Raw genomic sequence first — 25,817 nt, forward strand, 5'->3', positions numbered from 1 at the left:
TCCAAGACTGCCCTATGCCTGGGTGCGCGTACGCCGGTTCACGGCGGCCAGCAGCCCCACGGCCGCCAGGCTGGAGATCGTGGCCGACCCGCCGTACGACACGAACGGCAGCGGCAGCCCGGCGACCGGCAGCAGGCCCATGGTCATCCCCACGTTCACGAACGTCTGGAACGCCAGCCAGCACACCACCCCGCCGGCCACGGCCGTGCCGAACGGCGAGGGGCTCCTGGCCGCGATCCACAGGCCGCGCCACAGCAGGGCGAGCATCAGCAGGATCACGCAGGCGGCGCCGAGGAAGCCGAGCTCCTCGCCCGCGACCGTGAAGATGAAGTCGGTGTGCTGCTCGGGCACGAAATGGCCCGCCGTCTGCTCGCCGTGGAACAGGCCCTTGCCCAGCAGGCCCCCGGAGCCGATCGCGATTCTCGCCTGGGTGGCGTTGTAGCCCACGCCCATCGGGTCGGCGTCCGGGTCGGCCAGCACCATCAGACGCTGGAGCTGGTAGGGCCGGATGAGGTCGAGCCGCCACACCAGGAGCAGCCCGGCGGCCCCGGCGGCGGCGAACGCCGCGAACCACCTCTTGGGCGCGCCGGACACCGCGATCATCCCGGTGGTCAGCACCAGGAAGACGAGCGCGGTGCCGTAGTCGGGCTGCAGCGCGATCAGCCCGACCGGCAGCGCGGCGAGGCCCAGGGCGAGCAGCACGGCCACGGCGCCCGGCCTGCGCTCGCCGTCGCGCGGCTCGCCGAGCGCCGTCGCGAGCGCGAGCACCGTGGCCGCCTTGGCGAACTCGGACGGCTGGAACTGCAGCCCGTCGCCGAGCACGATCCACGCGTGCGAGCCGTTGATCGTACGGCCCAGCGGGGTCAGCACGGCGACCAGCCCGGCCAGCCCGAGCAGGTACAGCACCGGGACGTAGGCCCGCAGCACCCGCAGGTCGATCCGGGAGACGGCCCACATGAGCGCGAAGCCGATGCCCACGCTGAGCGCCTGCCGCTGCGGCAGCGTCGAGCCCGGCTCGTTGCGGGTGGCCGACCACACGAGCAGCAGCCCGATCGCCGACAGCGCGGCCGCGGGCAGCACCAGCCCCCAGGCGGGGAAGACGGCCAGGCGCGCCCACGCCCTGCGCCTGGTCGCCCGGCTTCCCGGCAGCCGTACGGACAGGGGACCGAGCGCCGTCATCGCTTCCTCTTGTCCTTCTTGTCGTGGGTGAGGGCGGCGATGCCCTCCCAGATCTCCCGGGCGGCGGGGGCCGCCGTGGTCCCGCCCGTGCCGCCCTGCGAGACGACGACCACCACGACATACTTCGGCTTCTTCACCGGGCCGAAGGAGGCGAACCACGAGGTGTCCTGCCTGCCGTACGCCTCGGCGGTGCCGGTCTTCCCGGCGACCGGCAGGCGCTTGAACCGGTAGCCCTCGAACGCGCCGGCGGCCGTGCCCGCGCGCGGCACGCCGGCCAGCGAGTCGCGGATGAAGCGCAGCGTCTTGCGCGAGGCGTCGATCTTTCCCACGACGGGCGGGGTGATCGTGCGGACCACGGTGCCGTCCTGGCGCACGACCTGCTTGCCGATCCTGGGGCTGAAGACCGTGCCGCCGTTGGCGAGCGCGGCGTACCCGCGGGCGAGCTGGAGCGGCGTCACCAGGACGTCGCCCTGGCCGATGGAGAAGTTGGCCGCGTCGCCGGCCCACCAGATCCCGCCGGAGCGGCAGTTGTCGGAGGCGAGAGCCTTGAGGTACGCCGCCCGCCTGCGATCGGACGTCTCCGGATAGCCGGTCTTGGCGCGGCGGCAGGAGTCGGCCCTGGTCCGCTCCCAGTTGGCCTTCTTCCAGGCGCGGTCGGGCACCCTTCCCGGAGCCTCGTGCGGCAGGTCGACGCCGGTGGCACTGCCGAACCCGAACTCCCTGGCCATCGCCTGCATCGGGTCCTTGGGCCGCTTGACCGGCTTGAGCCCGCCGTCGCGCTGCCACATCTTCTCCGCGAACCGGTAGAAGATCGTGTCGCAGGACACCACCAGGGCCCGGCGCATGTCCATCCGGCCCAGTTCGGCGCTCTCGAAGTTATGGAACACCCGGCCGCCGATCGTGTAGCCCCCGGGGCAGTCGTAGGAGGCCCGCAGCGAGTAGCCCGCCTTCGCCGCCGCGGCCGTCGAGGTCACCTTCCACGTCGAGCCCGGCGGCCACTGCCCCTGCACGGCGGCGCTGACCAGCGGCAGCTCCTCGTAGTCGCGCTGGGAGATGCCCCCGGTCCACACGCTCGGGTCGTAGGTGGGATAGTCGGCGATCGCCGTCACCCGCCCGGTCTTCGCCTCCAGCACCACCGCCGCGCCGCTGTCGGCGGGCTCGCCCCGCTTGCGCGCGGCGGTCACGGCCCGGGCCAGCGCCCGCTCGGCCACCTCCTGGATGCGCGCGTCGATGCTGGTCACCAGCGTGTCCCCGGCGACGGCGGCCTCCTCGCGGATCAGGCCGGTGACCTTGCCCGTGCTGTCCACCGCCACCTGCCTGATCCCGGTCCGCCCGGCCAGCTCGCGGTCGTACTGCGCTTCGAGGCCGTCGCGGCCGACCAGCTCCGGGCCTCCCTCGGGGCCGTCGTCGGGGGAGGGCGGCTGCAGATAGCCGAGCACGTGCGCCGCGGCCGAGCCGAGCGGGTAGGTCCTGACCGGCCGCAACGCGGTGCTGACGCCGGGGAACTCGTCCTGCCGCTCCGCGATCCACAGCGCCGTGCGCACGCTCACGTCGTCGGCCACCGTGATCGGCTGGTACGGCGAGCCGGGCCAGCACGGCCGGGGCATGTCCCCGGCGCACAGCCGCGCCCGGTCGGCGATCTCCTGGTAGGGCCGGCCCAGGGCCCGGGCGAGCCGGGTCAGCACGTCCTTCCCGCCGTCGGGCTGGTGGATGAGGGCCATGTAGTCCACCGACACCTGCGGCCTGGTCTCGTTGGCCACCAGCGGCCGGCCGCGCACGTCGAGGATCTGCCCCCGGACCGGTGGCAGGACGACCGAGCGCACCCGCGACTCCGTGGCCGCCCTGACGTACGACGGGCCGGTGACGATCTGCAGATACCACAGGCGGCCGAGCAGGGTCAGCATGAGCGCGGTCACCACGACGAACACGAGCGTGAGACGGCCGCGGTGGGCGGTGGTCCTACGCAAGCCGCCTCCCCCGCGCGTACGGATCACGTGAACTGTTCCGTGATCTCGGCACCCGCCCGAACGACCGGCGGCGGGGCAGCAGGGCGAGCGCCGCCGCCACGAGCGCGGCCAGGCCGGCGGTCCAGGCGACGGCGCCGGGCGCGAGGGCCGTGCCCCACGGCGTGCCGTCGAGCAGGGCCGCGAGCGCACCTGCGGCGAGCGTCGCGCCCAGGGCCACGGCGGCGGCGACGGCGGCCCGCCGCCCGGCCGTGCCGTCCGCGGTGATCCGGGCGCACACCCACCCGGCCAGGCACAGGACCAGGGCGAGCCGCCCGATCGTGTGGTCGGCGGGCGGCGCGATGTCGGCGGCCAGGCCCGCGGCGAACCCCAGGAACGCCCCCGCCCCTCCCCCCGCGGCCCTGGGTCGCAGATGCGGCGCGAGCGCGATGACGGCGACCAGCACGACGTCGGGCCCGCCGCCGGGCAGGGACAGGCCGTTGACCACGGCGACCTGGAGCACCGGTGCGACGAGGACGACAAGTACGGACAGGACGACAGCCTTCATCACGCCCCCTTCGCCTTCTTCGAGCCGCTCTTCCCGGCGTCCTCGTCCTCGTCTCCGGCCCCGGCCGCGCCTTCGCCGGCGGACGCGTCCACCGCCGCCCCGTCCGGCAGCGGCCCCAGCACCACGGTGACGAGGTCGAGCGCGGTGAACCGGGCGAAGGGACGCACGAGCGCCGTCCTGGTCAGCGCGTCCGGCGCGGGCTCGAGCGCGACCACCGTGCCGATCGGCACGTCCGGCACGTACGGCCGCATGTTGCGCGAGCCCAGCGTCACCACCCGGTCGCCGGGCTTCACCTCGGCGGCGGGGTCGAGCAGGCTCAGCCGCATCAGCCCGCGCTCGGGGACGCCGGTCACCAGGCCGACCTCCCTCGAGCCTTCCAGGCGTGCGCCGATCGAGGCGCCGGAGGCCGTGGCGAGCTGGACCGTCGCCGTGCCGGGCCCGGACCGCAGGATCCGGCCGACCAGCCCGTTGCCGTCGAACACCGTCATGTCGCGGTCCACGCCGCCGTCGGAGCCGGTGTCGACGGTCACCGTGCCGTCCCGGCCGAAGCCGACGACATGGGCCGGCACGACGCGGTAGCCGTCCGCCCGCGCGGGAGACGGCGTCGGTCCGCGGGCGGCCAGCAGGTCGGCCCGCAGCCGGGCGTTCTCGCGTTCGAGCTCCTCCAGGCGGCGCTCGCCCGACACCCAGCGGACACCGGCGGACGCCGCGTCCTCCAGCCCGCCGTACACCGCCGACCCGAACGCCCGCAGCGGTTCGAGCGGGGTGACGGTGTCGGCTGCGATCAGGGCGGCGGAGACGAGCACCAGCAGCGCGGGCGCCCGGCGACCGGCGGCCCTCATCTGCGCGTTTCGGGGAGGAACACGTCCTGCATCTCGTCGAAGCGCTCGACGCACCGGCCCGCGCCCAGCACCACCGACTGCAGCGGCTGGTCGACGAGGTTGATCGGCATGCCGACGGCCTTCTCCAGCCGTTCGGCCAGCCCGTCGAGCAGCGCGCCGCCGCCGGTCAGCACGATGCCGTTGTCTATCAGGTCGCCCGCCAGCTCGGCCGGGCACTGGTCCAGCGTGCTCTGCACGGCGTCGACGATCGTCTGCACCTGGTCCTCGATCGCCTCCCTGACCTGCGCCCGGTTGATCGTCGCGGTCTTGGGCAGACCGGTCACCAGGTCGCGGCCCCGGATGGGCAGCGGTGTGGTGTCGTCGCCGCCCGGCCGCGCGCTGCCCAGCTTGATCTTGATGTGCTCGGCCGTGCGCTCGCCGAGCATCAGGGAGTGTTCCTTCTTGACGTAGTTGACGATCGCCTCGTCGAGCTCGTCGCCGCCGACCCGAACGGACTTCGACACGACCACCCCGCCGAGCGAGACGATCGCGACCTCCGTGGTGCCGCCGCCGATGTCCACGACCATGTTGCCGGTCGTGTCGCCCACGTTGAGCCCCGCGCCGATCGCCGCGGCCATCGGCTCCTCGATGATGTGGACGCGGCGGGCGCCCGCCTCGTACGCCGCCTCCCTGACCGCGCGCTGCTCGACGCTCGTGGTGCCGCTCGGCACGGCGACGACGACCCGGGGCTTGGCCAGGTAGCGGTTCTTGTGCGCCACCTGGATGAAGTGCCGCAGCATGCGCTCGGCCGCGTCGAGGTCGGCGATCACGCCGTCCTTGAGCGGGCGCAGCGTGGCGATGTGGGGCGGGGTCCGCCCGATCATCTCCTTCGCCGCGGTCCCGACCGCCACGATCCTGTCCGTGTGCAGGTTGATCGCCACCACCGAGGGCTCGTCCAGGACGACGCCCTTCTTCCGCACGTACACGAGCGTGTTGGCCGTACCGAGATCGACCGCCATGTCCCGGCCGAGCAATCCCCACGGGAAACCCATCGCCGACCAGCTTTCAGAGAGGAGGGAGAGCACGCGTGATCGCTGCCCGGCGGCCCCGCCTCTAAACAGAACGGTCCCTCCCGTACGAACCGGACCGCTAGGCGACGCTGAGATAGAGGTCTCTCGCCAGCTTCGTCACCCGCTCGGCCGACTGCGTGAAGGACGCCCCCGAGGGCTGCAGGGTGAGCACCACCATGATCAGCCGGTCGCCGATCACGCCAGTAGTGTGGAGCACCGGACGGCCGAAATCAACCGGGTTGCCGCCCATTGTGACCGCCCCGATACGGTACGACGTCGCGCTCGCGCGGGTGCACCTGACGGGAGGAACCGCGCCATACCCGGACCAGCCCTGCTTGATCGCCCAGGGGCGGGGAACGGCCCGGGGGATGCCGAAGAACTGGTCGAAGCCGTCGCGGGCACACTGGGACGCCTTGCGCAGGTTGCCGAGGACGAAGTCGCGGACGCGGGGCTCGGCCCGCCGCAGCAGATACCGGTAGACGAGCGCGATGTCGGCCGCGCTGATGGCGGTGTAGCCCCAGAAGCCGGGTTTGGCGGCGGGCGGCGGGGAGGTTTCGGTCAGGCCGATCCTGCGCGCCATCCGTCGCACGATCTCGCCCTGGCCGCCGCGCCGCCACAGGGCCGTCGCCGCGTCGTCGTCGCTGCCGCGGAGCATGGGCGTCAGGAGCGCCAGGTCCCCGGCCGGGATCGTCCCCTTGTGCCGCTCCAGGTAGTCGGCGGCGATGAGGATCTTCACCACCGACGCCGACCGGAACCGGTGGTGTGCCAGGTGCTGGGCGACCGTCTTGCCGGTGGTCACGTCGACCACAGCGTACCCCGCCGTCACCCCGGCGGGCACCCGCACGGGCTTCGCGGGTGACCGGACCGGACGGGCGGCCTCACCCGCCGTCTCCCCGGGCGATTCAGGCGTCGCGGCTCCCGATGCCGTCGTGCCGGATCCCGTCCTCGCCGCCGCCGGGGCGGTCCCGTGGGCGCCTGCCGCACCGTCCCTTGCCGCGCCACCGTCCCTTGCCGCGCCATCCGTGGAGCAGCCGGTCAGCAGCGCCGGGAGCACCGAGGCCACGACCAGGAGTGCGCCGGTTCTCGATCGCGTCACCCGACCATGCCTACCAGATCACCCGATCATGCGCGGCAGGACCATGACAGGCGGAGGCGGTCACGGCGTGAGCGCGGCGGCGGTGGCGAGCCAGCCCTCGCGGGCGCTCGGGTGGCGCGGGGCCCAGCCGGTGGCCGCGCGCAGGCGGACGTTGGCGACTCGGAGAGAGCGGGTGAGCGAGGTGAGACGGTCTCCGAAGAGGTTCGCGGCGCGGCCGGGCACGCACACCCACGGGCGTGCCCCGGCGGCGCGGGCGACGGCGTCGGCGAACTCCCTCTTGGTCAGCGGCTCGTCGTCCACGACGTTGTAGGTGCCCGGCGGCGCCTCAAGGGCGGCGACGACGGCCGTGGCGGCGTCGGTCATATGGATGGAGGAGACGTAGCCGTCGGGTCGTCCGAGGACGAGGCCCACGTGGCGGCGGGCCAGGCCGTACATCTGCTCGCTGTGCGCTGCTCCGGGGCCGTAGAACCACCCGAACCGCAGCACGACGGCCGCGCCGCCCTCCTTGGTGAAGCGGTGGGCGTTCGACTCGGCGGCGAAGTTTCCACGGGTGAGCGGATACCGGTCCACCGGACTCTCCTCGTCGATCCACCGGTCGGCCTGGTCGCGATAGACCATGCACACCGACTCCTGCAACACGCGGACGACGCCGGCGTCGAGGGCGGCGTCCACGACGGCGGCCGAGCCGAGGGCGCGCACCCGGTGGTTCTCCCGCATCGCCCGTGTGCTCATGAACCTGCTCATCGGCGGGATGGCGGTCGCCAGGTTGACCACCGCCTCGTGCCCGGCGAAGGCCGAGGCCAGCGCCTGACGATCGAACAACGACACCGTTACGGGAGTAGCGCCCCGGCGCTGGAGCGCGGCCGCTTTGCCGGGCGTGCGGGCGAGCGCGGTCACCGCGTGCCCGGCGTCGAGCAGCGCCGGAACGGCGTGACGGCCGATCGCGCCCGTGGCTCCCGTGACGAAGATCCTCATAGTGAGAGAGTACTCTCTCACTATGGCGAGAACCACACCGGGCGTCACCCGCCAGCGGCTCATCGACGAGGCCATGCGCCTGTTCTCCACCCGCGGCTACGCCGCGACCTCCGTGGCGGACATCCAGGCGGCGTGCGGCCTGACCACGGGATCGGGCGCGTTGTACAAGCACTTCCCCTCCAAGCGGGCGCTGCTTGAGGAGGCGGTGCGGCGCAACCTGGAGACGGTCTCGGAACGGGCGGCCGCCGCCACCGCCGAGCGGCCGGGCGGCGAGGATCCGCGCGCGGCGCTGGAACGCATGGCGCGCGTCGTGTGGGAAGTGCTGGAGGGCGACCGCGACCTGATCCGCATCATGCTGCGGGAGTTCGACGGGTTCCCGGACCTGTTCGAACGCATGTGGCAGGGGGTTCTGGCAGGCCTGTACCGCCAGGGGGCCGCCTGGATCGCCGCGCAGCGGGAGCTCGGCAACATCGAGACCGGCGACCCCGAGGCGACGGCGGCCGTGCTCCTGTCGTCGCTGACCTACTATCCCCTGCTGCGCATCATGATCGGGCACACGCCCGGCGACCTCGACCCCGAACCGTTCCTCGCCGCATGGGTCGAGCACGCCGCCGCGACGCTCCGGCTCGGCCGTCACGGCGACAGGGTGGCCGGGGCGGGCTCCGCGTAGGCGAGTCTCCGGCCGGGCGGCCGGGTCGGAACGTGGAACGAGGACCGTCAGCGGCCGTCGAGGAGGGGCTGCTTCGGGTCCCAGCGGCTGCCCTCTGCGGCGTCCCTGCGGCGGCGGGCGATCGCCGACAGCGCCTCCAGGACGACCCGGTTGCCGAGGTACGCCGTGATGTCCGCGTGGTCGTACGGCGGGGCCACCTCGACGATCTCCAGGCCGACGACGGGCAGCTCGTAACAGGTCCTGCGTACGGCGTCGAGGAGCTGGCGGGCCGACAGGCCGCCCGGCTCGGGCGTGCCGGTGCCCGGCGCGTGGCCCGGGTCGCAGACGTCCACGTCCACCGACAGGTAGACCCCGTCGCAGTCGTCGAGCGCGATCGCGTACGCCTCGGTGAGGCACTCGTCGAGGCCCCTGGCGACGATCTCGGTCATCTCGTACGACCGCATGCGCTGCCCGGCCATCCAGTCGAGGATCTCCGGCCCGGGCCAGTAGCCGCGCAGGCCGACCTGCAGGAAGCGGTCGCCCCGGATGGCGCCCGACTCGATGAGCCGCCGCATCGGCTGCCCGTGGCCGTGCAGGTGGCCGAACTCGATGTCGCCGGTGTCGGCGTGCGCGTCGAAGTGGATCATCGAGACGCGGCCGAAGCCGTGGTGGCGGGCCACGCCGGTCGCGTCGGGCAGGGCGATCGTGTGGTCGCCTCCGAGGACGACGGGGATCGCCCCGGAGGCCGCGATCCTGGCGACCGCGTCCTCGATCGCGCGCAGGCTGCCCTCGATGTCCCCGGCGTAGGTCTCCACGTCTCCGGCGTCCAGCACCCGCAGGTCCTTGAGGGCGTCCACGCGCAGCGCCAGGCTCGGGCGGGAGCCGTCGTGGGGGAGGTAGCAGGTCTGGCGGATGGCGTTCGGGCCGAAGCGCGCACCCGGGCGGTGGGAGGTGCCGCCGTCGAACGGCGCGCCCAGGATGACGACGTCGGCGTCCGCGTAGCCGGCCGGGTCGTCGAGGTCGCACCGCTCGACGCCGAGGAACGTGATGTCGGGGCCGAACATCTGGCCGTAGCGGGACAATCCAACTCCTGAGATAAAACCGGTCTTATCGGGCATCACATGCTATTAGCCGACAGGGCCGGCACCTCTGCCTCGACGAGGAACGGGTCGAGCAGGCCTGGTGTGCACGCGGTGGCGAGGCGCAGTGCCTCGCCGAGGTCCACGTCGCGGACCTGGTAGCCCTGCTTGCCCGCGGCAGTGGTCGCCGTCAGCGTCGCCAGGCGGGCCCGGCGCTGGAAGAACGACCGCTCGACGTTCCAGCCGATGACGCCGTCGCACTCCAGCGCCACCCGGCGGCGTGCGAGCGAGCCCCACCGGGTGACCAGATAGCCGGACGTCAGAGCGTGGCCGAGGGAGCGGTAGCGGTCGGCGGCGAGCAGGGCGGTCAGCGGCAGCAGGGCGGCGGCGGTGAGCCACGTCCACGAGGGCAGCCCGGCCCACCACCACAGCGCGAGCAGCACGGCCAGCACCAGCGCGTGCACGCCGTACGCCCGGGTGAACCTGCGGCGCAGCGCGGCAGGGCCGTGCGCGGTCAGGTCCGCGGTGACCGGCGAGGCTTCCGAGACGGAGGAGGCCGAGGAGGCGGAGGAGGCGGAGGAGGCAGAGGGCGCGGAGGGGGCACCGGGAACACGGGGGAGCACGAGCCGGGCCACCGACACGGCGTCCCCGCGCGGCGCGGGCGGCAGCAGCAATGATCCGCCGCGCTGGGCGCCCTGAGCCGCCCGCAGCCCGGTCGTCACCGCGGACAGCCGGGCCCCGCGTACGGCGCGCAGCAGCAGCGGCTCGCTGACCTCGATCCCGCGCAGCCGCCGTTCGTCGATGGTGGTGGCCCGCGTGGTCAGCAGCCCCCGGGTCACGTGGAGGGTGCCCTCGGCGTGCCGGGTCAGCCGGAAGTTGCCGAAGGCCAGGACGTAGCCGAGCGTGGAGGCGACGCTCACGAACACCACCAGCACGAGCACCACCGTCGCGATCTCCAGCGGGAGCGACATCCCGCTGAACCACCGCCAGGTCTCCTGGACGGGCCCGACGCTGCCGATGTCGACGTTGCCCTCCGAGACCAGGCGGGACACGAAGCCGGCGACGACGCCCACGGTGACGAGCCCGGACATCGTGAACGGCCCGTACCTCACCCACTCGGGACGCATCCGCGCGAGTTCGGTCTCCGCGGCCGGGGTGCTCCCCGTGGGGGGCCCTGCGGGAGACGCAGTGGGGGACATAGTGGTGGACGCGGTGGGGGAGGCCGCGGCAGGGGCGGCGGGAGAGCGGTGCAGCAGTTCCACGCGCAGGCGGGCGGCCTCGGCGGCGGACAGCGCGTCCAGCTTGAGCCGGCCCTCGTGCCTGCGCTCCGAGGTGCCCGTCCCCACCTCCACCCGGGCCAGGCCGAGCACGCGGTGCAGGACGTGGGAGGTGACGTCCACCGTGCGAACCCGGTCGCGGGGCACGGTCAGCACCTTGCGGGTCAGCAGGCCGCGGCGGACCTGCACGTGCTCGGGGGTGATGCGGTAGGTCGTGGTGAACCAGCGGAGCATGCCGAGCACGACCATGAGGCCGACGCCCGCGAGGCTCCACAGGTGGCCCTGCCCGCCGCTGCCCGACCCCGCGACCAGCAGGCCGAGCAGCGCCGGCGCGGCCCGTACGACCTCCTGGAACGGGTGGATCACCAGCATGCGCGGGCTCAGCCGCCGCCAGGTGGTCTCGACGGCGTCGATCACGTCGCGTCACCCGCCGTCGCCTGCGCGGTCGCGGTGAGCTCGGCGACCAGGCGCTGGGCCGTGTCCCGGTCGAGGCCGCTGATCTTGATCGGGCCGGCGGCGGAGGCGGTGGTGACCGTGACGTTGGCCAGGCGGAAGATCTGCTCCAGCGGGCCGCGCTCGCTGTCCACGGTCTGGATGCGGGAGACGGGCGCGATGCGCCACTCCTGCTTGAACCAGCCCGACTGGGTGAAGACGGCCGCGGACGTGGCCTCCCAGCGATGCACCCGGTAACGCCACTGCGGCATGACCGTGACGTGCGCCACGGCGACGACGGCGGTGACGACGAGACCGGCCACGTGCGCGGTGACGGGCAGGGCGCTCCCGTCGCGGTCGGCCACGAGCCAGACCACCTGGGCCGCGAGGATGACGAGCCAGCCGAGGGCGGCCCGCGCGGCCCAGTACCAGACGGCGGTACGGCTCACGCGGTGCTGTGGGGGTCGGAGGGTCAGGGTGTCCACGCCCCAACTCTGCCCGATCGCGCGCGTCCCGGCGTAGTGGTGCCGATCCTGGTTCTTCCCAGGACAAATGTCACGGCCCCGGCGCCGTACGACGGGTCAGAGGGCGGACAGCAGCGCGTGGACGTGGGAGAGCGGGTCGGCGCCCACAGGGCGGACGGCGACCGTGGACACGCCCGCCTCCCACAACGCCCTGACCTGCGCGGACGCCTCCTCGGGCGAACCCGCCGCCATGACGACCTCCTCCGGCGCCACCTGCAGGAACCCCGCCTGTTCCTCCGCCGCCGGCCGCATGGCCTCGCGCGCGTTGTCGCCGACGTAGAGGTGGATGAACGCCACCACTTCGTGATCGCCGGTCGCGCCGATCCGCTCGATCATCGACCGCAACCGCTCCGGGGGGAGGCCCTCGGGAAGGATGGTGCCCTGGGCGACCCGTCCCGACAGGGCCAGCGAGCGCGGGCTCACCACTCCGGCGAGGACGGGCGGCGGCTCGGCCGGCGGGTGGACGAGGCGGACGCCGTCCAGGCGCACCTCGCGTCCCTGCAGGGTGACGGTCTCGCCGCGCAGCAGCGCCCGTACGGAGGTGATCGTCTCCTCCAGCAGTGACAGCGGCGACGCGGCGGCCGCGCCCACCTGACGCATCCACGCCTGCACGCCGTGCCCGATCCCCGCGGCGAGCCGCCCGGGGTGGAGGCGGGCCAGGTTGGCCAGTTCCATCGCCAGCAGCATCGGATTGCGCAGAGGCGCCGGGGTGATGCCGATGCCCACGCGCAGGCGCGAGGTCGCGGCCAGCGCCGTGGCGGCCGAGGAGATCGCGCCCGTCCAGCCGAGGTCCTCCACCACCCACAGGTCGGAGACCGCCGTGCCGTCGAGTTCCCCGGCGAACGACGGAAGCGACTCCGGCGGGAGATCGCGGTCGAAGACGACTCCAAGCCTCACGGGCGGCCCTCCAGAACAAAGAGATCGGCTCTATGGCCTTCCGAGTATCCAGGACGGAGGGAGGCGCCGCACACGGGCCCCTCGCCGCATGATCAGCGGACGGTGAGGCGGGCCGGCGCGAGCGTGAGGAAGCGGGTGGTGAGGGGGCGGCCGGTGCAGGAGGAGGGCCGGTGCGGGAGGAGGGCCGGGCCACGGTGGGCCCGGCCCGGATCATGGTGGCACCGGTCGTGCGGCCGTCACTCGCTCGCGCCCTCGGCGGGGCGGTTGGCCTTCTTCGCCTGCTTCGCCGAGCGGGCTTCCTTGATGGCCGTCCTCTTCGCCTTGCCGGTGGACTTCGCGGGCTTCTTCTTCTGAGCGTCGTCAGCCATGATTCCCCCGAATGTACGAGGATGCGCCTTATGTGCGCATCTGAGGGGGTTGATACCCAAGAGAGCGGCGAGACACCCGGCGCGGTACGTCTCGCGTGCGAAGGCGCGAGCCGTACCGGTACGCGCGGTCAGACCATCTGGCGCTGCTCGGCGCTGAGCGGGGCGGCGATGTCCTCCAGCGAGCGCCGGGCCGCCTCCACGCCCATGAACCACTGGACCAGCCCGGCCGCCATCATCAGGACGGCGCCGATGACGTAGCCGGCGACGACGTTGCCGACCACCCCGCTCTCCACCAGGCGGCCGAACAGCACGGGGCCGATGATGCCGCCGAGCCCGGTGCCGACCGCGTAGAACAGCGCGATCGCCAGGGCCCTGGTCTCCATCGGGAAGATCTCCGAGACCGTCAGGTAGGCGCTGCTCGCCCCCGCCGAGGCGAAGAAGAAGACCACCATCCAGCAGGCCGTGAGGGTCACCGGGGTCAGCACGTGCGCGTCGAACAGCGCGGCCGTGCCCAGCAGGAGCAGGCCGGACAGCACGTAGGTTCCGGCGATCATCGTCCGGCGGCCGACCGTGTCGAAGAACCGGCCGAGCAGGACCGGGCCGAGGAAGTTCCCGATCGCGATCGGGACGAGGTACCACGGCGTGCTGCCGTCCGGCACCTTGAAGAACGTCGACAGCACCAGCGCGTACGTGAAGAAGATCGAGTTGTAGAGGAACGCCTGACCGACGAACAGCGACAGGCCGACGGTCGTGCGCTTGGGATAGCGGCGCAGCAGCGTGGCCGCCACCTCCGTCAGCGGGGTGTGCGTCCGCTGGTTGATCCGCATCTCCCCGTGGGCGGGTTCGAGCGTCCTGCCGCTCTCCTCGCGGACCTTCGTCTCGATCTCCCGCACGATCTCCTCGGCCTCCCGTTCGCGGCCGTGGATGAACAGCCAGCGCGGGCTCTCCGGCACGGTCCTGCGGACCAGCAGGATCCCCACGCCGAGGATGGCGCCCAGGCCGAACAGCAGGCGCCAGCCGAGACCGGCCGGCAGCAGGCTCGTGTCGAGCGCCGGGATCGCGATGAGCGCGCCGAGCGCGGTGCCCAGCCAGAAGGAGCCGTTCACCACCAGGTCGACCGTGCCGCGCACGCGGGCCGGGATGAGCTCGTCGATCGCCGAGTTGATCGCGGCGTACTCGCCTCCGATGCCGGCGCCGGTGAAGAACCGGCACAGGTAGAAGTACCAGGCGTCGTGCGAGAAGGCCGTGGCCACGGTGGCGGCGAGGTAGACGGCGAGCGTCACCAGGAAGAGCTTCTTGCGCCCGAACCGGTCTGTCAGGTGGCCGAAGAAGAGAGCGCCGAGGCAGGCTCCCGCGACGTACACGCCGGCGGCGATCCCGACCTCGCTGTCGGTGAGTCCCAGCCCGCTGCTCGGGTCGGTGATCCGGGGGCCGATGACCCCGACGATGGTCACTTCGAGCCCGTCGAGGATCCAGACGGTGCCGAGTCCGATGAGCACGAGCCAGTGCCAGCGGGCCCAGGGGAGCCGATCCAGTCGCGCGGGAATGTCGGTGCTTATTTGCGCCATATCGTCCCCTTCTTCGCAAGATATGGCGCCCGTCTACCCCGTATCCGGCCAGAAATTCGTTCTGCTTCTCAACGGTCCCGGCCGCGGCGGTGCTGAGCGGTGTTCAGGCCGTCCTCGTCCCCTCGCTCTCCACGCCCCTGGGCGGCGGTACGGCGGCGTCGTGCCCGAGCTCGAACCACACGCAGACCCCGGTGCGGCTGGCCGACACGCCCCACCGCCGGGTGAACAGGTCCACGAGGTGGACGCCGCGGCCCGGCGTCAGCTCGGGAGACGTCCAGCACCCGCAGCCCTGGGTCGACAACGTGACGCGGGTCGCGGCGGGTGTGGCCAGGACCGACACGCCGTACCCCGGCGGGCGCCCGCAGGAGACAGAGTGCCGCAGCGACTCGGCGACCAGCTCGCCGATCAGTTGCACGGCGTCGTCGCGGCAGGGGTGGCCGTCGCCGAGACGCCTCGCCACGAACCGCCGGGCGGCCCGCACCTGGGACGGGTCTCCCGAGAAGGGGCGTGAGATCGCGATTCTCCCCGAGAGGTTGAGAATTGTCATCCCGTGATAACTCCCTGTGCACCCGTCTGCGGATGGCGATGCGAGGTCCGTGCAAGACTTCGTTCATCCTGCACTTTGCAAAACGGCTACGCAATATGGCGAATGCACGATTGCATAGTTTCCTTTTGCGGCGAAAGGGAGACTTCGGCTCATGAGGGGAGTAGGCGGCCCTACGGTCCGGCTCCGTCGGCTTTCCGGTGAGCTGGTGCGTCTGCGGCGTGAATCAGGGTTTGTCCGCGAGGAGGTCGCGCGGCGGCTCGGCGTGGCGGTCTCCACCGTTTACCGGATCGAGGCCGGCCACACCCGCCCGCAGACCCGGACCATTCGCGACCTGCTCGACCTCTACGGCGTCGAGGGTTCGGAACGAGAGGCGCTGATCGCGCTGGCCAGGGACGCCGCCCGGCGGGGATGGTGGCGCGCCTACGACGACGTCCTGCCCGGGCCGTACGTCGGGCTGGAGGCCGAGGCGTCGTCGGTGCGCAACTACGAGCCGCTGCTGGTGCCCGGGCTGCTGCAGACCGAGGACTACGCCCGCGCGGTCATCGGCGCCGCCCTGGTGAAGGACCCGGCGGAGATCGAGCGGCGGGCGGCGGCCCGGATGGAACGCCAGCGACGTCTGACCGGGCCCGCCCCTCTTGAGCTGTGGGCCGTCCTCGACGAGGCGGCGCTCCGCAGGCCCGTGGGCGGCCCGCCCGTGATGGCCGAGCAACTGCGCAGGCTGCGGGAGACGGCCGTCCAGCCGAACGTCACCGTGCAGGTGCTGCCGTTCGACGCGGGCGCCTACCTCGGCATGGGCAACTCGATGGCGATCCTGGCCTTCCCCGATCCCGGCGACGCCGATGTGGTGCTGCTGGAGAACATGAGCGGTGAGCTCTATCTGGAGGATCCGGCGGAGATCCGCGGATACGTCCAGGTCTTCGATCATCTTCGTGCCGCCGCGCTCGGCCCGGAGAAGTCCATGGAAATAATCATTTCGGTCGAGAAGGAGATGGCAGGACGATGAGGGGACTCGTACCGGCGGACGACCTGGCCTGCGCGGTCTGGCGCAAGGCGGCGCGCTCGAACACTGTCGGCAACCAGTGTGTGGAGGTGGCGCGCCTGCATGAGGGCGTCGCCGTACGGGACTCGAAGGATCCCCAGGGGCCGCGGCTGATGTTCACCCCCGGAGAGTGGGAGGCGTTCATCGAAGGGGTCAAGGGCGGGGAGTTCGACCTGTCCTGAGAACTCCCGTCCCCGCACGGCCCGTCCCCGTCACGCTCTCCGCCGAGCGTGGGGGCGGGCCGTACGGCATTCCGGGGGCGGTGCGGCCGGTCCTGAATGGTGTGCGCTCCACCGGGCAGGAGACCTGGCATGCGAAGAGAAGACGACCGATACATCGATACCGAGGATGAGCCGGACATCGCCGGCGAGTGGGCCCCGTCCGCCACGGATCCGCCGAACGCGGAGCCCGACGACAAGAACCCCGACGAACGCTGGGACAAGCCGACAGAGGTGTGAGGGAGGACCGTCATGACCATGGGAGTCGACCCGCGGGACCTGGGCGACGAGGACCTGATCCGCGAGTTGCGCCACCTGCACGAGACCCGGTCGGATACGTTCTTCCACGGGTCGGACGATGCGCTGGAGCGCCACACCTCGCGGACGCAGGAGCTGGAACGCGAGTACCTCGAACGCTACCCGGACCGGCAGGTCGATCCGGAGCGGCTGCGTGAGGGAGCGAGACAGCGCAGTGCCTGACGAAGAGAGCCTGGAAGACGTCCAGGAGATGACGACCGCGGACATGACGGTCTACGAGGCCGTCGCCGCCCTGAGCGTCAAGAAACGGCCCGCGACCGCCGCCGAGGTCGCCGGAATGACCGGTCTTCCGGAGGACGACGTACGGCGGTGCCTCGACAGCCTGGCTCACGGCGGGAGGCTGGTGCCCAAGGGGGACGCGTACGCACTGGGCGCCCACGACTGGGAAGTCGAATACTGACATCACGAGCGGTGCCTTGGCGTGGTGGGGGCGAACGCGCTCACGAGCGGCGGCCTTGGCACGGCGGGGACTCACCACAGCGCAGAGCGGTGCCTTGGCGTGGTGAGGCTTCAAGAACCGGCGCTCCGGCGGGTTACGCCCTTAAGTGGCCGGCATTGGCTTGTTGAGGCTGAACGCGCTCACGAGCCGGTGGCGCTCTGGCGGGTTGCGCGCTCACGGGCGGTGCTCTGGCGTGGTGAGGAGGGACGCGCTCACGAGCGGGCGGGTGCTCCGGCCGGCCGTGATAGTCGCGGTCCGGTGAGCCGCGGGAGCGGCCATCGCGGGCGCGGTGGTACATGGCACGGTCTTACGCCGGCCTCCGCACCCGCCCGCCCCCGGCGCTCCGCGCCGATCGGCGGGCTTTGGCAAGGTCCCGGACGAGATACCGGGTACGCGGGCCCGGCCGGACCACGGCGGTGCGGGCGGGGGGCGGTGGTGCGCCACACCGCCCGCGTCGCCCGGATCGCCGGACCGGCCGGGAGTCAAGCCGCGCCGCGGGCCTGACGACGGGAACCCCAGCCGCGCGGCGGGCCGGAGGTCAGGAGCAGGCGGAGGCGAGTTCCTGTGTCGCCTTGATGGCCTTCTGGCCGGACTCGGTGAGCTTGGTCGCGGCGGCCGGGTCCGACAGGTCGATCTTGAAGGATCCCCACGAGTCGGCCATGCCGGCGAGCGTCGCCTTCAGGTCGCCGTCGGCCTTGCCGGACAGGTCCTTCAGCTGCGCGGCCAGGTCGCTGGTGGCGGCGTTGATGCCCTTGATGTCACCGGCCGCGGCGGCGGCCTTGCTGCTGTAGTCGGTGAACGCCTTGGTCGCCTCCTCGCAGACGGCCGTCTGGCTCCCGCTGCAGGCGGCGGTCAGACCGAGAAGGGCGGACGCCGCGACGACGGCGAGGCTGTTCCTGAGGATGTTCATGGTGCCTTCCTGAGTGATCTGCAACGCGTCAGACACTAGGAATCTCCTCTTTCACGGTGCTTTCAGCCCGCTTGCAACCGTGTCGTCGAAGATCCTTGGCCCGGCCGCTCCGCGTCGTATGCTTGCCGCCATGACGCGACGGCTTGCGGAGGTTGCGAAGAAGGTCGGGGTCAGCGAGGCCACGGTGAGTCGCGTCCTCAACGGCAAGGCCGGGGTCTCCGAGGCCACCCGGGAGGCCGTGCTGACGGCTCTCGACGTGCTCGGGTACGAGCGGCCCACACAGCTGCGCGGCGAGCGCGCCCGCCTGGTCGGGCTCGTCCTGCCCGAGCTGCAGAACCCCATCTTCCCGGCGTTCGCCGAGGTCGTCGGCGGGGCGCTGGCCCAGCAGGGGTTCACCCCTGTGCTGTGCACGCGTACGGTCGGCGGGATCTCCGAGGCCGACTACGTGGACCTGCTGTTGCAGCAGCAGGTGTCCGGTGTGGTCTTCGCCGGGGGCCTCTACACGCAGACCGGCGTCGTCCACGAGCACTACCTGCGGCTGGTCGAGCGGCGGCTGCCCACCGTGCTGGTCAACGCCGCGGCCGACCACTGGGACTTCCCCCGCGTCTCCTGCGACGACACGATCGCGGTGGAGCAGGCGCTGGGCCACCTGCGCGCGCTCGGCCACCAGCGGATCGGCCTCGTCGTCGGCCCCGCCGACCACATGCCGTCCATACGCAAGCTGGAGGCGTTCCGGGCCGCGGGCGGCGAGCTGGTCGAGCACACGATGCACTCGCTTGAGGGCGGGCACGCGGCGGCGCTGAAGCTCGTGCGGCAGGACGTCACCGGGATCATCTGCGGCAGCGACCCGCTGGCCCTCGGGGCGATCCGCGCGGCGCGGCGGGCCGGCCGGCGCGTGCCCCATGACGTGTCCGTCGTCGGCTACGACGATTCCGCGCTCATGACCTGCGTGGACCCGCCGCTGACGACGGTGCGTCAGCCGATCGAGGCGATGGGCCGGGCCGCGGTGGAGCTGCTGGTCAGCCAGATCGAGGGCGCCGCCGTCGCGACGGGCGAGCTGTTGTTCGAGCCGGAGCTGGTCGTCCGCTCCTCCACCGGCCGCGTGGGCGTCCCCGTCACCTGAACCGTGCCGTACGACCTGGTGGGGGTCATGCTGTGTGGGGGAGCCCGGAGGAGGAGGCGTCCACTCCTCCTCCGGGCGTCCCGTTCCGGGTTACGAGGCGTACGCCTCGAACTCGGAGATCTGCGCGGCCGGCCAGCCGGTGTTACCGGTGACGTTCAGCCGCAGGTGGCGCCGGGCGGCGGCGGGCACGGTGACGGTGACGGTGTTGCCGGTCGCCGGGTCGAACGTGTAGCCCGCGGGTCCGGCGATCGTGGTGTAGTTCGTCCCGTCCGTGCTGCCGAGGACCGTCAGCGTCTGGGTGCGGGCACCCCAGGCGGCGCTCGGCGGCAGCTTGAGCACGACCCTGCCGACCGTGACGGACGCGCCGAGGTCCACGGTCAGGGTCTGCGGGAAGGCGTTGCCGGCCGACTCCCAGTAGGTGTTCGCGTCGCCGTCGGCCGCGTTGGCCGGCGCGTACGACTGGGTGCTGCTGGTCGCGGTGACCGCCTTGCCCCGCGCGAGGTTCCCCGTGGGCAGGGGACTGGGTGAGGCGCTGGGGGACGGGCTGGGGGTGGCGCCGGTGCCGTACACCTCGAAGGCCGACAGCTGCCCGGCAGGCCAGCCGGTGTTGCCGGTGACCGTCACCCGGACATAGCGGACATCCGCCGTGGTGAACGGAATGCTCGCCGTGTTACCCGTGGCCGGGTCGAACGTACGGCCCGCCGAGGGGGACAACGTGGTGTAGTTCGTGCCGTCCGTGCTGCCCAGGACCGCAAGGGTCTGGGTGCGGGCGCCCCAGGCGGCGCTCGGCGGCAGCGTGAGCACCACGCGCTGGACCGGCGTCACCGCGCACAGGTCCACCGTGATCGACTGGGGAAAGGCGTTGCCGGCCGACTCCCAGTAGGTGTTCGCGTCGCCGTCCACGGCGTTGGCCGGCGCGTACGACTGGGTGCTGCTGGTCGCGGTGACCGCCTTGCCGCGGGCGAGGTCGCCGCTGCCGGGAGCGCACGCCGTCGGGCTGGGCGAGGGCGAGGGCGAAGCGGAGGGGGAGGGGGAGGGGGAGGGGGAGGCGGACGGTGACGGGCTCGGGTTGCCGCCGCCGTCGTAGATGTAGTTCGGCGCGGGCCACTCGCCGATGCAGACGGTGGAGCTCGGGCTCCAGCCGGAGTTGCCCGTGCCGTACGTGGGGGCGAATCCAGTGCCGACGCAGTTGTGGATCGCGACGCCCGCGCCGATGTGGGCCGCCCTGACGTTGGTGAAGCTCGCCTTCGCCGCCGCCTGCGCCTGGATCATGTACGTCCCGGTGCCGTCGATGTTCACGTTCGTGAAGTTGACGGTCTGGGTGGCACCCTCGATGAACTGGATGGCCTCGTACGAACTGTCGATGATGTCGGTGTCGGTCACGTTGATCGTCGCGTTGATCGGGTCCTTGAGGCCGTCGAACCAGATCGCGCCGACGCCGAAGTTCCAGTTGTAGTCGCTGTTGCCGGCCCGGATGAGCGTGTTGCGGGCGAGGATGATCGTGCCGGCGACCGCCGTGCCCTCGCCGGAGCTCACGCCGGGATAGCGGTTCGCGACGTGGATGCCGCCGCCGTTGGTGAGCGTGTCGCTGACCACGTTGTCGGTGATCTTTATGTCCCGGCCGCCGTACGTCACGATGTTGTTGGCCAGGACCGGCGCGACCACGGTGTTGTACGTGAACGCGTTGTTCACGTTGGCCATCCGGTCGGGCCACATCGCCAGCCCGTCGTCGCCGGTGTTGCGGACGAAGGTGTTGGTCACCCTGGAGTTGGTGACACCGGTGTGGAAGTTCACGCCGTCGGCGGTCTGGTCGAGGATGCGGCTGTTCTTCAGCGTGAAGTCGTCCATCGGGCCGTCCATCCACGCCCCGACCTTGGTGTGCTGGAGCCACACGTTGTCGACCACCGAATCGGTCATCGCGCCCCCGAGGGCGTTGACCTGGTCGTCGTCCACCCGTTCGGTGATCTCGCCGGTGATCGCGAAGTCCCGCAGGGTGACGTTGCGGCTCGGCCCGCCCGCCTCGTGCGGCCGGATCCCGCCGGTGTAGCCGCCGCCGCTGACGTACTTGCCGTAGACGCCGACGGCCCGGTTGCGCTGGGTGGGATGGCGGCCGGTGAGCACGCTGTACCAGGGCCCGGCGCCGCGCAGCGTGACCCCGTCCACGACCACGTGATCCCACAGGGTGTACGTCCCCGCCGGGATGTAGACCTCCTTGCCCTGGGCCTTCCCGGCGTCCACGGCGGCCTGGAAGGCGGCGGTCGAGTCGCTCGTGCCGTCGCGGTCGGCGCCGAAGTCGTCGACCGACAGCGACCCGGCGGGCCGGGGGATCGCGTCCGGTACGAGTTCGAAGTCGGCGAGATCCACGACGAACCAGGGCGCGACCGAGGTGGAGGCCACCTGGATCCGCACCTTGGTCCCCGCCGCCAGGGTGGAGCCGAACATCGTGCGGGTCTCGTCGTAGAAGTGGTGCGGCTTGTCGCCCGGCGTGTTGCCGAACGGGTAGCCGCCGTAGAACCAGCCGTACCGCGAGGTGAACCGCAGGTCCTTGAGCTTGGTCCCGTCGACCCTCAGATCGACCGGTGCCGTGATGCCCGTTCCGGCCGCGTTGTCCGGCACGCTGTAGCGCACGGTCATGGCGTTGGCCGGCTTGGGCAGGGTGAACTCGACGTACTCTCCCGGCGCGTCGAGCCGTACGGCCCGGCGGCCCGACGCCTCGGACGGCAGGTGGGTGTAGACGCGGTCCGGGCCGATCCGCTCGCCGTTGGTCACGGCGTCCTCGGCCTCGATCTCCGTGAACGGCACGGTGGCGCCTCTTCCCGGGACGGAGAAGGGCGACGGCGACGCCGCGGCCGACGACGTGCCGGGGAACGCCACCACGCTCCCCACAGCGATCAGCGCCCCCGCCACCGCGAGGGCGGCTCCGGATCTTCTCATGAGGTTCCTTTCTGCATGCGAGACCCGGGAGATGCGGCGTGGACGCTGGACCGCCACACCTCCGAAGAAGGTGAGTGGCCACACGATAAGTTGGCGAACATCCATCTGCAATATTGCGACGAGAAATCGCAAGATGACATGCGCGTTACGACACCACATCACTCCAGCGCCGCGCCCTGTGGAACGCTCCGCAGATTGGCCGGGAGGAGGAGCGGGGGCCGTGCCGCGCCGATCACGATCCGCGGGGGAGCCCCTCGGCCACGCCTGCGGAGCACGACGGTGGTCTGACGTGCTGTTCGTGAGCGTATGCGCAAGCGAATGAAAGCGTTTGCGCTCGCTGTCGTATAGTTGCGTCCATGACACGACGGCTTGCGGAAGTGGCCAAGAAGGTGGGCGTGAGCGAGGCGACCGTGAGTCGCGTGCTCAACGGCAAGCCGGGGGTCTCCGACGCCACCAGAGAGGCGGTGCTCACCGCGCTCGACGTGCTGGGATACGAACGGCCCACCCAGTTGCGCGGCGACCGCGGCCGGCTCGTCGGCCTGGTCCTCCCCGAACTGCAGAACCCGATCTTCCCGGCGTTCGCCGAGGTAGTGGGGGGCGCGCTGGCCCAGCAGGGATTCACGTCCGTGCTGTGCACCCGGACCGTGGGCGGCGTCTCCGAGTCCGACTACGTGGACCTGCTCCTCCAGCAACACGTGTCCGGCATGGTCTTCGCCGGCGGCCTGTACGCCCAGGGGGACGCCTCCCACAGCCACTACCGCAGGGTCCTCGAACGCAAGCTGCCGACCGTGCTCGTCAACGCGGCGGTCGAGCATCTCGGGTTCCCGCAGGTGTCGTGCGACGACGTGGCCGCGGCCGAGATCGCGCTCGCCCATCTCATGGCGCTCGGGCACCACCAGGTCGCGATGCTGCTCGGCCCGCCCGATCATGTGCCGTCGCAGCGCAAGCTCGCCGCGTTCCGCGCGTACGCCGCCGCCAACGGCCTGGAACTCGGCCCGGACCACGTCGAGCACACGATGTTCTCGCTGGAGGGCGGGCACGCCGCCGCCACGCGCATGGTCGCCAGGGGCGTGACCGGCATCATCTGCGCCAGCGACGTGCTCGCCCTCGGCGCGATCAGGGCGGCCCGCCGGGCGGGGCTGTCGGTCCCCGAGGACGTCTCCATCATCGGCTACGACGACTCGGCGCTGATGAACTGCGTGGACCCACCGCTGACCACGGTCCGCCAGCCCATCGACGCGATGGGCAGGGCGGCCGTCGAGCTGCTGGTGGCGCAGATCGACGCGGCCGTCGTGCCGGGGGACGAGCTGCTGTTCGAGCCCGAGCTGGTCGTACGCGCCTCGACCGCGCCCGCGCCCCGCTCGTAGCGGGCAGGCTGGTCCGTGTCATGAACCTTGGACGGCCTGGTCACTGCCATGAAGCTTGGGCGGGCCGGTCACTGCGCCAGAAGGAACCTCCGGTCCTCGCGACGCCCGCTCCGCTCCACCCACGAAAATTCCTCGCAAGCTCGGAATTTCCGCGAGGCCCGGTATGGGCCTTCGCTGCGGTCCTCGCTCCCTTCCGCTCCGCTCCCAGCCGGGTGAACGCTCGCGGACAGCACACTCAATCCCCGCCCCGCCGATCGGCGCGGAGCGCCGGGGGCGGGCGGGTGCGGAGGCCGGCGTAAGACCGTGCCATGTACCACCGCGCCCGCGATGGCCGCTCCCGCGGCTCACCGGACCGCGACTATCACGGCCGGCCGGAGCACCCGCCCGCTCGTGAGCGCGTCCCTCCTCACCACGCCAGAGCACCGCCCGTGAGCGCGCGACCCGCCAGAGCGCCACCGGCTCGTGAGCGCGTTTAGCCTCAACAAGCCAAAGCACCGCCCGCCGCCAGAGCGCCGCCGGTTCTTGAGCGCGTCCCTTCTCGCCACGCCAAAGCACCGTTCGTGAGCGCGTAAGACACCCCTCGCCCGGCTCCAGGGCACCGCTCTTCGCGCTGTGGTACGTCCCCGCCGGGCCAAGGCCCCGCTCGTGCACGCGTCGCGCTCGGTCCTGTCCCGCCTGGCCGGTTCCCGAGGCGCTGCCTGAGCATGGCGTGCCAGTGACAGACCAATCACTGTCACTTTTTTGCAGAGTTAATGACGAACTATTGCTCACTCCTGCATGCCTCTGTATGTTTCTCGCAACCGAGCGGATCGGGGCGCTCCAGTCGGCCCCGAGCCGCGTGCTTCGACGGGTCGTGGTGCGCGGTTCCAGAAGGGAACGAGGATGAAATCCCACAAGCTCTCGATACTGCTGGTCTCGGGACTTGCCATTGCAGCGGCCGCGGCGTGCGGCACCGACGACAGCGGTAACGGCGGCGACAAGGCCGGCGCGGCACCGGGCAGTGCGGGGCCGGTGTCGATCTCAGTCAACTGTGAGCCGCCGAAGACGAACAAGGCGGAGCGCGCGACCTTCGAGGAAGACCTGGCGGCCTTCCAGAAGCTGAACCCCAATATCAAGATCTCGAAGGTCACCGACGCGTTCCCCTGCTACGACCCGCGCACCTTCGAGCCCAAGCTGGCCAGCGGCGAGCTGGAGACGGTCTTCTACGTCAACTTCCCCAACGTCGGCCGCCTGATCGAGAGCGGGCAGGCCGCCGACATCACGCCGTACGTCAACGAGATCAAGACGTTCCAGGACTACAACAGCTCGATCGACCTGTTCAAGAAGGACGGCAAGGTCTACGGCCTGCCGACCGACGGCTACGGCATGGGCCTCGTCTACAACAAGGAGGTCTTCACCAAGGCCGGGCTCGACCCGAACAACCCGCCCAAGACGTGGGCGGACGTGCAGGCGGCCGCGAAGAAGATCGCCGGGCTCGGGCCCGGCTACGTCGGATACGGCGAGTACAGCGGCAACAACGTCGGCGGCTGGCACTTCACCGCCTCCATCTACGGCCGCGGCGGGTCGGTCATCACCGACGACGGCAAGAAGGCCGCCTTCAACACCCCCGAGGGCAAGGCCGTGCTGGAGAACCTCCACCAGATGCGGTGGACCGACAACAGCATGGGCTCCCAGCTCTACATCGACTGGCCGGCCCTGATGAAGGCCATGGCCGGCGGCAAGATGGGCATGATGCTGGGCGCGCCCGACGTGCTCATCTCGCTGCGCAACGACTTCGGCGGCAAGTTCGAGAACTACGCCATCACCGCCCAGCCCGAGGCGAAGGCCCTGTTCAACGGCGGCGCCGGCTACATGATCAACCCGAAGGCCACGCCGGAGCAGATCAAGGCCGGCCTCAAGTGGATCGAGTACAAGTTCCTCACCCCCGGCAAGGGCCAGTTCGACTACGTGCGGGCCAAGGGCGCGAACCTGACCGTCGGCCAGCCGTACCCCGACCTGTACGGCTCGGACACGCCGTCCGGCCAGGCCGTGACCGACCTGCGCAAGCAGAACGCGAACATCGACGCCGCGCAGTTCGCCGGATGGGTGGAGGGCTCCAAGGGCATCCCGCCGAAGGCGGAGCCCGGGCCGTACGCCCAGGAGATCTACAAGATCCTCGACACTCCGATGTCGGCCGTGCTGACCCGCAAGGACGCGAACATCGACCAGCTGCTGTCCGATGCCGAGTCGAAGGTCAACTCCCTGCTGGCCTCGAAGGGCTGACCGCCCTGATGATCCGGGCCTAGGTCGTGCCTGACAAACCAAGCCCCGCTGCGCGTGGCCCAGGCGGCGCCTCGCTACGTTCCTCCGCTATGGCCTCCTCCTCGGCCTTGCGACGCATCCGCCTGGATCCACGCTCGCATTTGTCAGACACTCCCAATCCGGGGCGCCGCCCGCGGCCGTGACCCTCGCGGCCGGCGCCCCGGCAATCACGTCG

General features: G+C 71.6%; 25 protein-coding genes. 9 read left to right on the forward strand and 16 right to left on the reverse strand.

The window, feature by feature from the left end:
* Positions 1 to 12: 12 nt before the first annotated feature.
* From rodA to ABZ857_RS17735, 7 genes are all read right to left on the reverse strand, one after another.
* Positions 13 to 1,179 (reverse strand): rod shape-determining protein RodA, encoded by a 1,167-nt coding sequence (gene rodA / locus ABZ857_RS17705; RefSeq protein ID WP_357044105.1) that lies wholly within the window; start codon positions 1,177 to 1,179, stop codon positions 13 to 15.
* Complete coding sequence (gene mrdA / locus ABZ857_RS17710) at positions 1,176 to 3,146, reverse strand: penicillin-binding protein 2 (RefSeq protein ID WP_357044107.1); 1,971 nt, start codon at positions 3,144 to 3,146, stop codon at positions 1,176 to 1,178. Before mrdA ends, rodA begins: the two co-directional genes overlap by 4 nt.
* A complete protein-coding gene (gene mreD / locus ABZ857_RS17715; protein ID WP_357044109.1) occupies positions 3,139 to 3,690 on the reverse strand; it encodes a rod shape-determining protein MreD in 552 nt (183 codons plus the stop codon). The genes mrdA and mreD overlap by 8 nt, the downstream gene beginning before the upstream one ends.
* Positions 3,690 to 4,532: a rod shape-determining protein MreC gene (mreC, locus tag ABZ857_RS17720; RefSeq protein ID WP_357044111.1), complete on the reverse strand. Its 843-nt coding sequence runs from the start codon at positions 4,530 to 4,532 to the stop codon at positions 3,690 to 3,692. The genes mreD and mreC overlap by 1 nt, the downstream gene beginning before the upstream one ends.
* Entirely contained in the window at positions 4,529 to 5,563 is a 1,035-nt protein-coding gene (locus ABZ857_RS17725; RefSeq protein WP_357044113.1) for a rod shape-determining protein, read from the reverse strand. The genes mreC and ABZ857_RS17725 overlap by 4 nt, the downstream gene beginning before the upstream one ends.
* A 97-nt stretch (positions 5,564 to 5,660) precedes the next feature.
* Positions 5,661 to 6,677 (reverse strand): hypothetical protein, encoded by a 1,017-nt coding sequence (locus tag ABZ857_RS17730; RefSeq protein ID WP_357044115.1) that lies wholly within the window; start codon positions 6,675 to 6,677, stop codon positions 5,661 to 5,663.
* Positions 6,678 to 6,737: 60 nt separating this feature from the next.
* Entirely contained in the window at positions 6,738 to 7,652 is a 915-nt protein-coding gene (locus ABZ857_RS17735; RefSeq protein WP_357044117.1) for an NAD(P)-dependent oxidoreductase, read from the reverse strand.
* A gap of 22 nt (positions 7,653 to 7,674) precedes the next feature.
* On the opposite strand from ABZ857_RS17735, the gene ABZ857_RS17740 reads away from it, so the two are divergent.
* The gene (locus tag ABZ857_RS17740; RefSeq protein ID WP_357044119.1) at positions 7,675 to 8,322 is read left to right on the forward strand and encodes a TetR/AcrR family transcriptional regulator; all 648 of its coding nucleotides are present in this window, start codon (positions 7,675 to 7,677) and stop codon (positions 8,320 to 8,322) included.
* Positions 8,323 to 8,369: 47 nt separating this feature from the next.
* On the opposite strand, the gene speB is transcribed toward ABZ857_RS17740, so the two are convergent.
* The 7 genes from speB to ABZ857_RS17775 all read right to left on the reverse strand — a co-directional run bounded on the left by speB (position 8,370) and on the right by ABZ857_RS17775 (position 14,993).
* Positions 8,370 to 9,383 (reverse strand): agmatinase, encoded by a 1,014-nt coding sequence (gene speB / locus ABZ857_RS17745; RefSeq protein ID WP_357044121.1) that lies wholly within the window; start codon positions 9,381 to 9,383, stop codon positions 8,370 to 8,372.
* Positions 9,384 to 9,418: 35 nt separating this feature from the next.
* Positions 9,419 to 11,074, reverse strand: a complete 1,656-nt coding sequence (locus ABZ857_RS17750) for a PH domain-containing protein (protein WP_357044123.1) — start codon at positions 11,072 to 11,074, stop codon at positions 9,419 to 9,421.
* Positions 11,071 to 11,574, reverse strand: a complete 504-nt coding sequence (locus ABZ857_RS17755) for a PH domain-containing protein (RefSeq protein ID WP_357044124.1) — start codon at positions 11,572 to 11,574, stop codon at positions 11,071 to 11,073. The genes ABZ857_RS17750 and ABZ857_RS17755 overlap by 4 nt, the downstream gene beginning before the upstream one ends.
* 96 nt (positions 11,575 to 11,670) lie before the next feature.
* Complete coding sequence (locus ABZ857_RS17760) at positions 11,671 to 12,510, reverse strand: LLM class flavin-dependent oxidoreductase (protein ID WP_357044126.1); 840 nt, start codon at positions 12,508 to 12,510, stop codon at positions 11,671 to 11,673.
* Between the two features lie 236 nt (positions 12,511 to 12,746).
* Entirely contained in the window at positions 12,747 to 12,878 is a 132-nt protein-coding gene (locus tag ABZ857_RS17765; RefSeq protein ID WP_256863183.1) for a hypothetical protein, read from the reverse strand.
* Positions 12,879 to 13,006: 128 nt separating this feature from the next.
* Positions 13,007 to 14,446, reverse strand: coding sequence for an MFS transporter (locus ABZ857_RS17770; protein ID WP_357044128.1), 1,440 nt, complete (start codon positions 14,444 to 14,446; stop codon positions 13,007 to 13,009).
* 103 nt (positions 14,447 to 14,549) lie between these two features.
* Positions 14,550 to 14,993 (reverse strand): ATP-binding protein, encoded by a 444-nt coding sequence (locus tag ABZ857_RS17775; RefSeq protein WP_357044130.1) that lies wholly within the window; start codon positions 14,991 to 14,993, stop codon positions 14,550 to 14,552.
* 151 nt (positions 14,994 to 15,144) lie between these two features.
* Here ABZ857_RS17775 and ABZ857_RS17780 point away from each other — a divergent pair, with 151 nt between their 5' ends.
* The 5 genes from ABZ857_RS17780 to ABZ857_RS17800 all read left to right on the forward strand — a co-directional run bounded on the left by ABZ857_RS17780 (position 15,145) and on the right by ABZ857_RS17800 (position 16,968).
* Positions 15,145 to 15,996, forward strand: a complete 852-nt coding sequence (locus ABZ857_RS17780) for a helix-turn-helix transcriptional regulator (RefSeq protein ID WP_357044132.1) — start codon at positions 15,145 to 15,147, stop codon at positions 15,994 to 15,996.
* Positions 15,993 to 16,214, forward strand: a complete 222-nt coding sequence (locus tag ABZ857_RS17785; protein WP_357044134.1) for a DUF397 domain-containing protein — start codon at positions 15,993 to 15,995, stop codon at positions 16,212 to 16,214. Before ABZ857_RS17780 ends, ABZ857_RS17785 begins: the two co-directional genes overlap by 4 nt.
* A gap of 129 nt (positions 16,215 to 16,343) precedes the next feature.
* Complete coding sequence (locus tag ABZ857_RS17790) at positions 16,344 to 16,490, forward strand: hypothetical protein (protein WP_357044136.1); 147 nt, start codon at positions 16,344 to 16,346, stop codon at positions 16,488 to 16,490.
* Between the two features lie 12 nt (positions 16,491 to 16,502).
* Positions 16,503 to 16,730, forward strand: coding sequence for a DUF6158 family protein (locus ABZ857_RS17795; RefSeq protein WP_357044138.1), 228 nt, complete (start codon positions 16,503 to 16,505; stop codon positions 16,728 to 16,730).
* A complete protein-coding gene (locus ABZ857_RS17800) occupies positions 16,723 to 16,968 on the forward strand; it encodes a hypothetical protein (protein ID WP_357044140.1) in 246 nt (81 codons plus the stop codon). Before ABZ857_RS17795 ends, ABZ857_RS17800 begins: the two co-directional genes overlap by 8 nt.
* A 577-nt stretch (positions 16,969 to 17,545) precedes the next feature.
* On the opposite strand, the gene ABZ857_RS17805 is transcribed toward ABZ857_RS17800, so the two are convergent.
* Positions 17,546 to 17,917: a hypothetical protein gene (locus ABZ857_RS17805; RefSeq protein ID WP_357044142.1), complete on the reverse strand. Its 372-nt coding sequence runs from the start codon at positions 17,915 to 17,917 to the stop codon at positions 17,546 to 17,548.
* 130 nt (positions 17,918 to 18,047) lie between these two features.
* Between ABZ857_RS17805 and ABZ857_RS17810 the strand changes: the two genes are divergently transcribed.
* Positions 18,048 to 19,040, forward strand: a complete 993-nt coding sequence (locus tag ABZ857_RS17810; RefSeq protein WP_193207811.1) for a LacI family DNA-binding transcriptional regulator — start codon at positions 18,048 to 18,050, stop codon at positions 19,038 to 19,040.
* Between the two features lie 90 nt (positions 19,041 to 19,130).
* Here ABZ857_RS17810 and ABZ857_RS17815 read toward each other — a convergent pair whose 3' ends face one another.
* Positions 19,131 to 21,974, reverse strand: coding sequence for a discoidin domain-containing protein (locus ABZ857_RS17815; RefSeq protein WP_357044144.1), 2,844 nt, complete (start codon positions 21,972 to 21,974; stop codon positions 19,131 to 19,133).
* 356 nt (positions 21,975 to 22,330) lie between these two features.
* Between ABZ857_RS17815 and ABZ857_RS17820 the strand changes: the two genes are divergently transcribed.
* Together ABZ857_RS17820 and ABZ857_RS17825 are read left to right on the forward strand one after the other, a co-directional pair.
* Entirely contained in the window at positions 22,331 to 23,341 is a 1,011-nt protein-coding gene (locus tag ABZ857_RS17820; protein ID WP_357044146.1) for a LacI family DNA-binding transcriptional regulator, read from the forward strand.
* Positions 23,342 to 24,223: 882 nt separating this feature from the next.
* The gene (locus ABZ857_RS17825; RefSeq protein WP_357044148.1) at positions 24,224 to 25,603 is read left to right on the forward strand and encodes an extracellular solute-binding protein; all 1,380 of its coding nucleotides are present in this window, start codon (positions 24,224 to 24,226) and stop codon (positions 25,601 to 25,603) included.
* Positions 25,604 to 25,817: the final 214 nt, after the last annotated feature.

It is taken from the genome of Microbispora sp. NPDC046933 (genome assembly GCF_040644635.1).
In the GTDB taxonomy this organism is placed as follows: domain Bacteria; phylum Actinomycetota; class Actinomycetes; order Streptosporangiales; family Streptosporangiaceae; genus Microbispora.

What these genes read in the sequence shown, in the direction of transcription:
- rodA (WP_357044105.1), bottom strand. Translation starts at nt 1,179, where the DNA reads ATGACGGCGCTCGGTCCCCTGTCCGTACGGCTGCCGGGAAGCCGGGCG.
- mreD (WP_357044109.1), bottom strand. Translation starts at nt 3,690, where the DNA reads ATGAAGGCTGTCGTCCTGTCCGTACTTGTCGTCCTCGTCGCACCGGTG.
- mreC (WP_357044111.1), bottom strand. Translation starts at nt 4,532, where the DNA reads ATGAGGGCCGCCGGTCGCCGGGCGCCCGCGCTGCTGGTGCTCGTCTCC.
- ABZ857_RS17725 (WP_357044113.1), bottom strand. Translation starts at nt 5,563, where the DNA reads ATGGGTTTCCCGTGGGGATTGCTCGGCCGGGACATGGCGGTCGATCTC.
- ABZ857_RS17735 (WP_357044117.1), bottom strand. Translation starts at nt 7,652, where the DNA reads ATGAGGATCTTCGTCACGGGAGCCACGGGCGCGATCGGCCGTCACGCC.
- ABZ857_RS17740 (WP_357044119.1), top strand. Translation starts at nt 7,675, where the DNA reads ATGGCGAGAACCACACCGGGCGTCACCCGCCAGCGGCTCATCGACGAG.
- ABZ857_RS17765 (WP_256863183.1), bottom strand. Translation starts at nt 12,878, where the DNA reads ATGGCTGACGACGCTCAGAAGAAGAAGCCCGCGAAGTCCACCGGCAAG.
- ABZ857_RS17770 (WP_357044128.1), bottom strand. Translation starts at nt 14,446, where the DNA reads ATGGCGCAAATAAGCACCGACATTCCCGCGCGACTGGATCGGCTCCCC.
- ABZ857_RS17775 (WP_357044130.1), bottom strand. Translation starts at nt 14,993, where the DNA reads ATGACAATTCTCAACCTCTCGGGGAGAATCGCGATCTCACGCCCCTTC.
- ABZ857_RS17780 (WP_357044132.1), top strand. Translation starts at nt 15,145, where the DNA reads ATGAGGGGAGTAGGCGGCCCTACGGTCCGGCTCCGTCGGCTTTCCGGT.
- ABZ857_RS17785 (WP_357044134.1), top strand. Translation starts at nt 15,993, where the DNA reads ATGAGGGGACTCGTACCGGCGGACGACCTGGCCTGCGCGGTCTGGCGC.
- ABZ857_RS17790 (WP_357044136.1), top strand. Translation starts at nt 16,344, where the DNA reads ATGCGAAGAGAAGACGACCGATACATCGATACCGAGGATGAGCCGGAC.
- ABZ857_RS17795 (WP_357044138.1), top strand. Translation starts at nt 16,503, where the DNA reads ATGACCATGGGAGTCGACCCGCGGGACCTGGGCGACGAGGACCTGATC.
- ABZ857_RS17805 (WP_357044142.1), bottom strand. Translation starts at nt 17,917, where the DNA reads ATGAACATCCTCAGGAACAGCCTCGCCGTCGTCGCGGCGTCCGCCCTT.
- ABZ857_RS17810 (WP_193207811.1), top strand. Translation starts at nt 18,048, where the DNA reads ATGACGCGACGGCTTGCGGAGGTTGCGAAGAAGGTCGGGGTCAGCGAG.
- ABZ857_RS17815 (WP_357044144.1), bottom strand. Translation starts at nt 21,974, where the DNA reads ATGAGAAGATCCGGAGCCGCCCTCGCGGTGGCGGGGGCGCTGATCGCT.
- ABZ857_RS17820 (WP_357044146.1), top strand. Translation starts at nt 22,331, where the DNA reads ATGACACGACGGCTTGCGGAAGTGGCCAAGAAGGTGGGCGTGAGCGAG.
- ABZ857_RS17825 (WP_357044148.1), top strand. Translation starts at nt 24,224, where the DNA reads ATGAAATCCCACAAGCTCTCGATACTGCTGGTCTCGGGACTTGCCATT.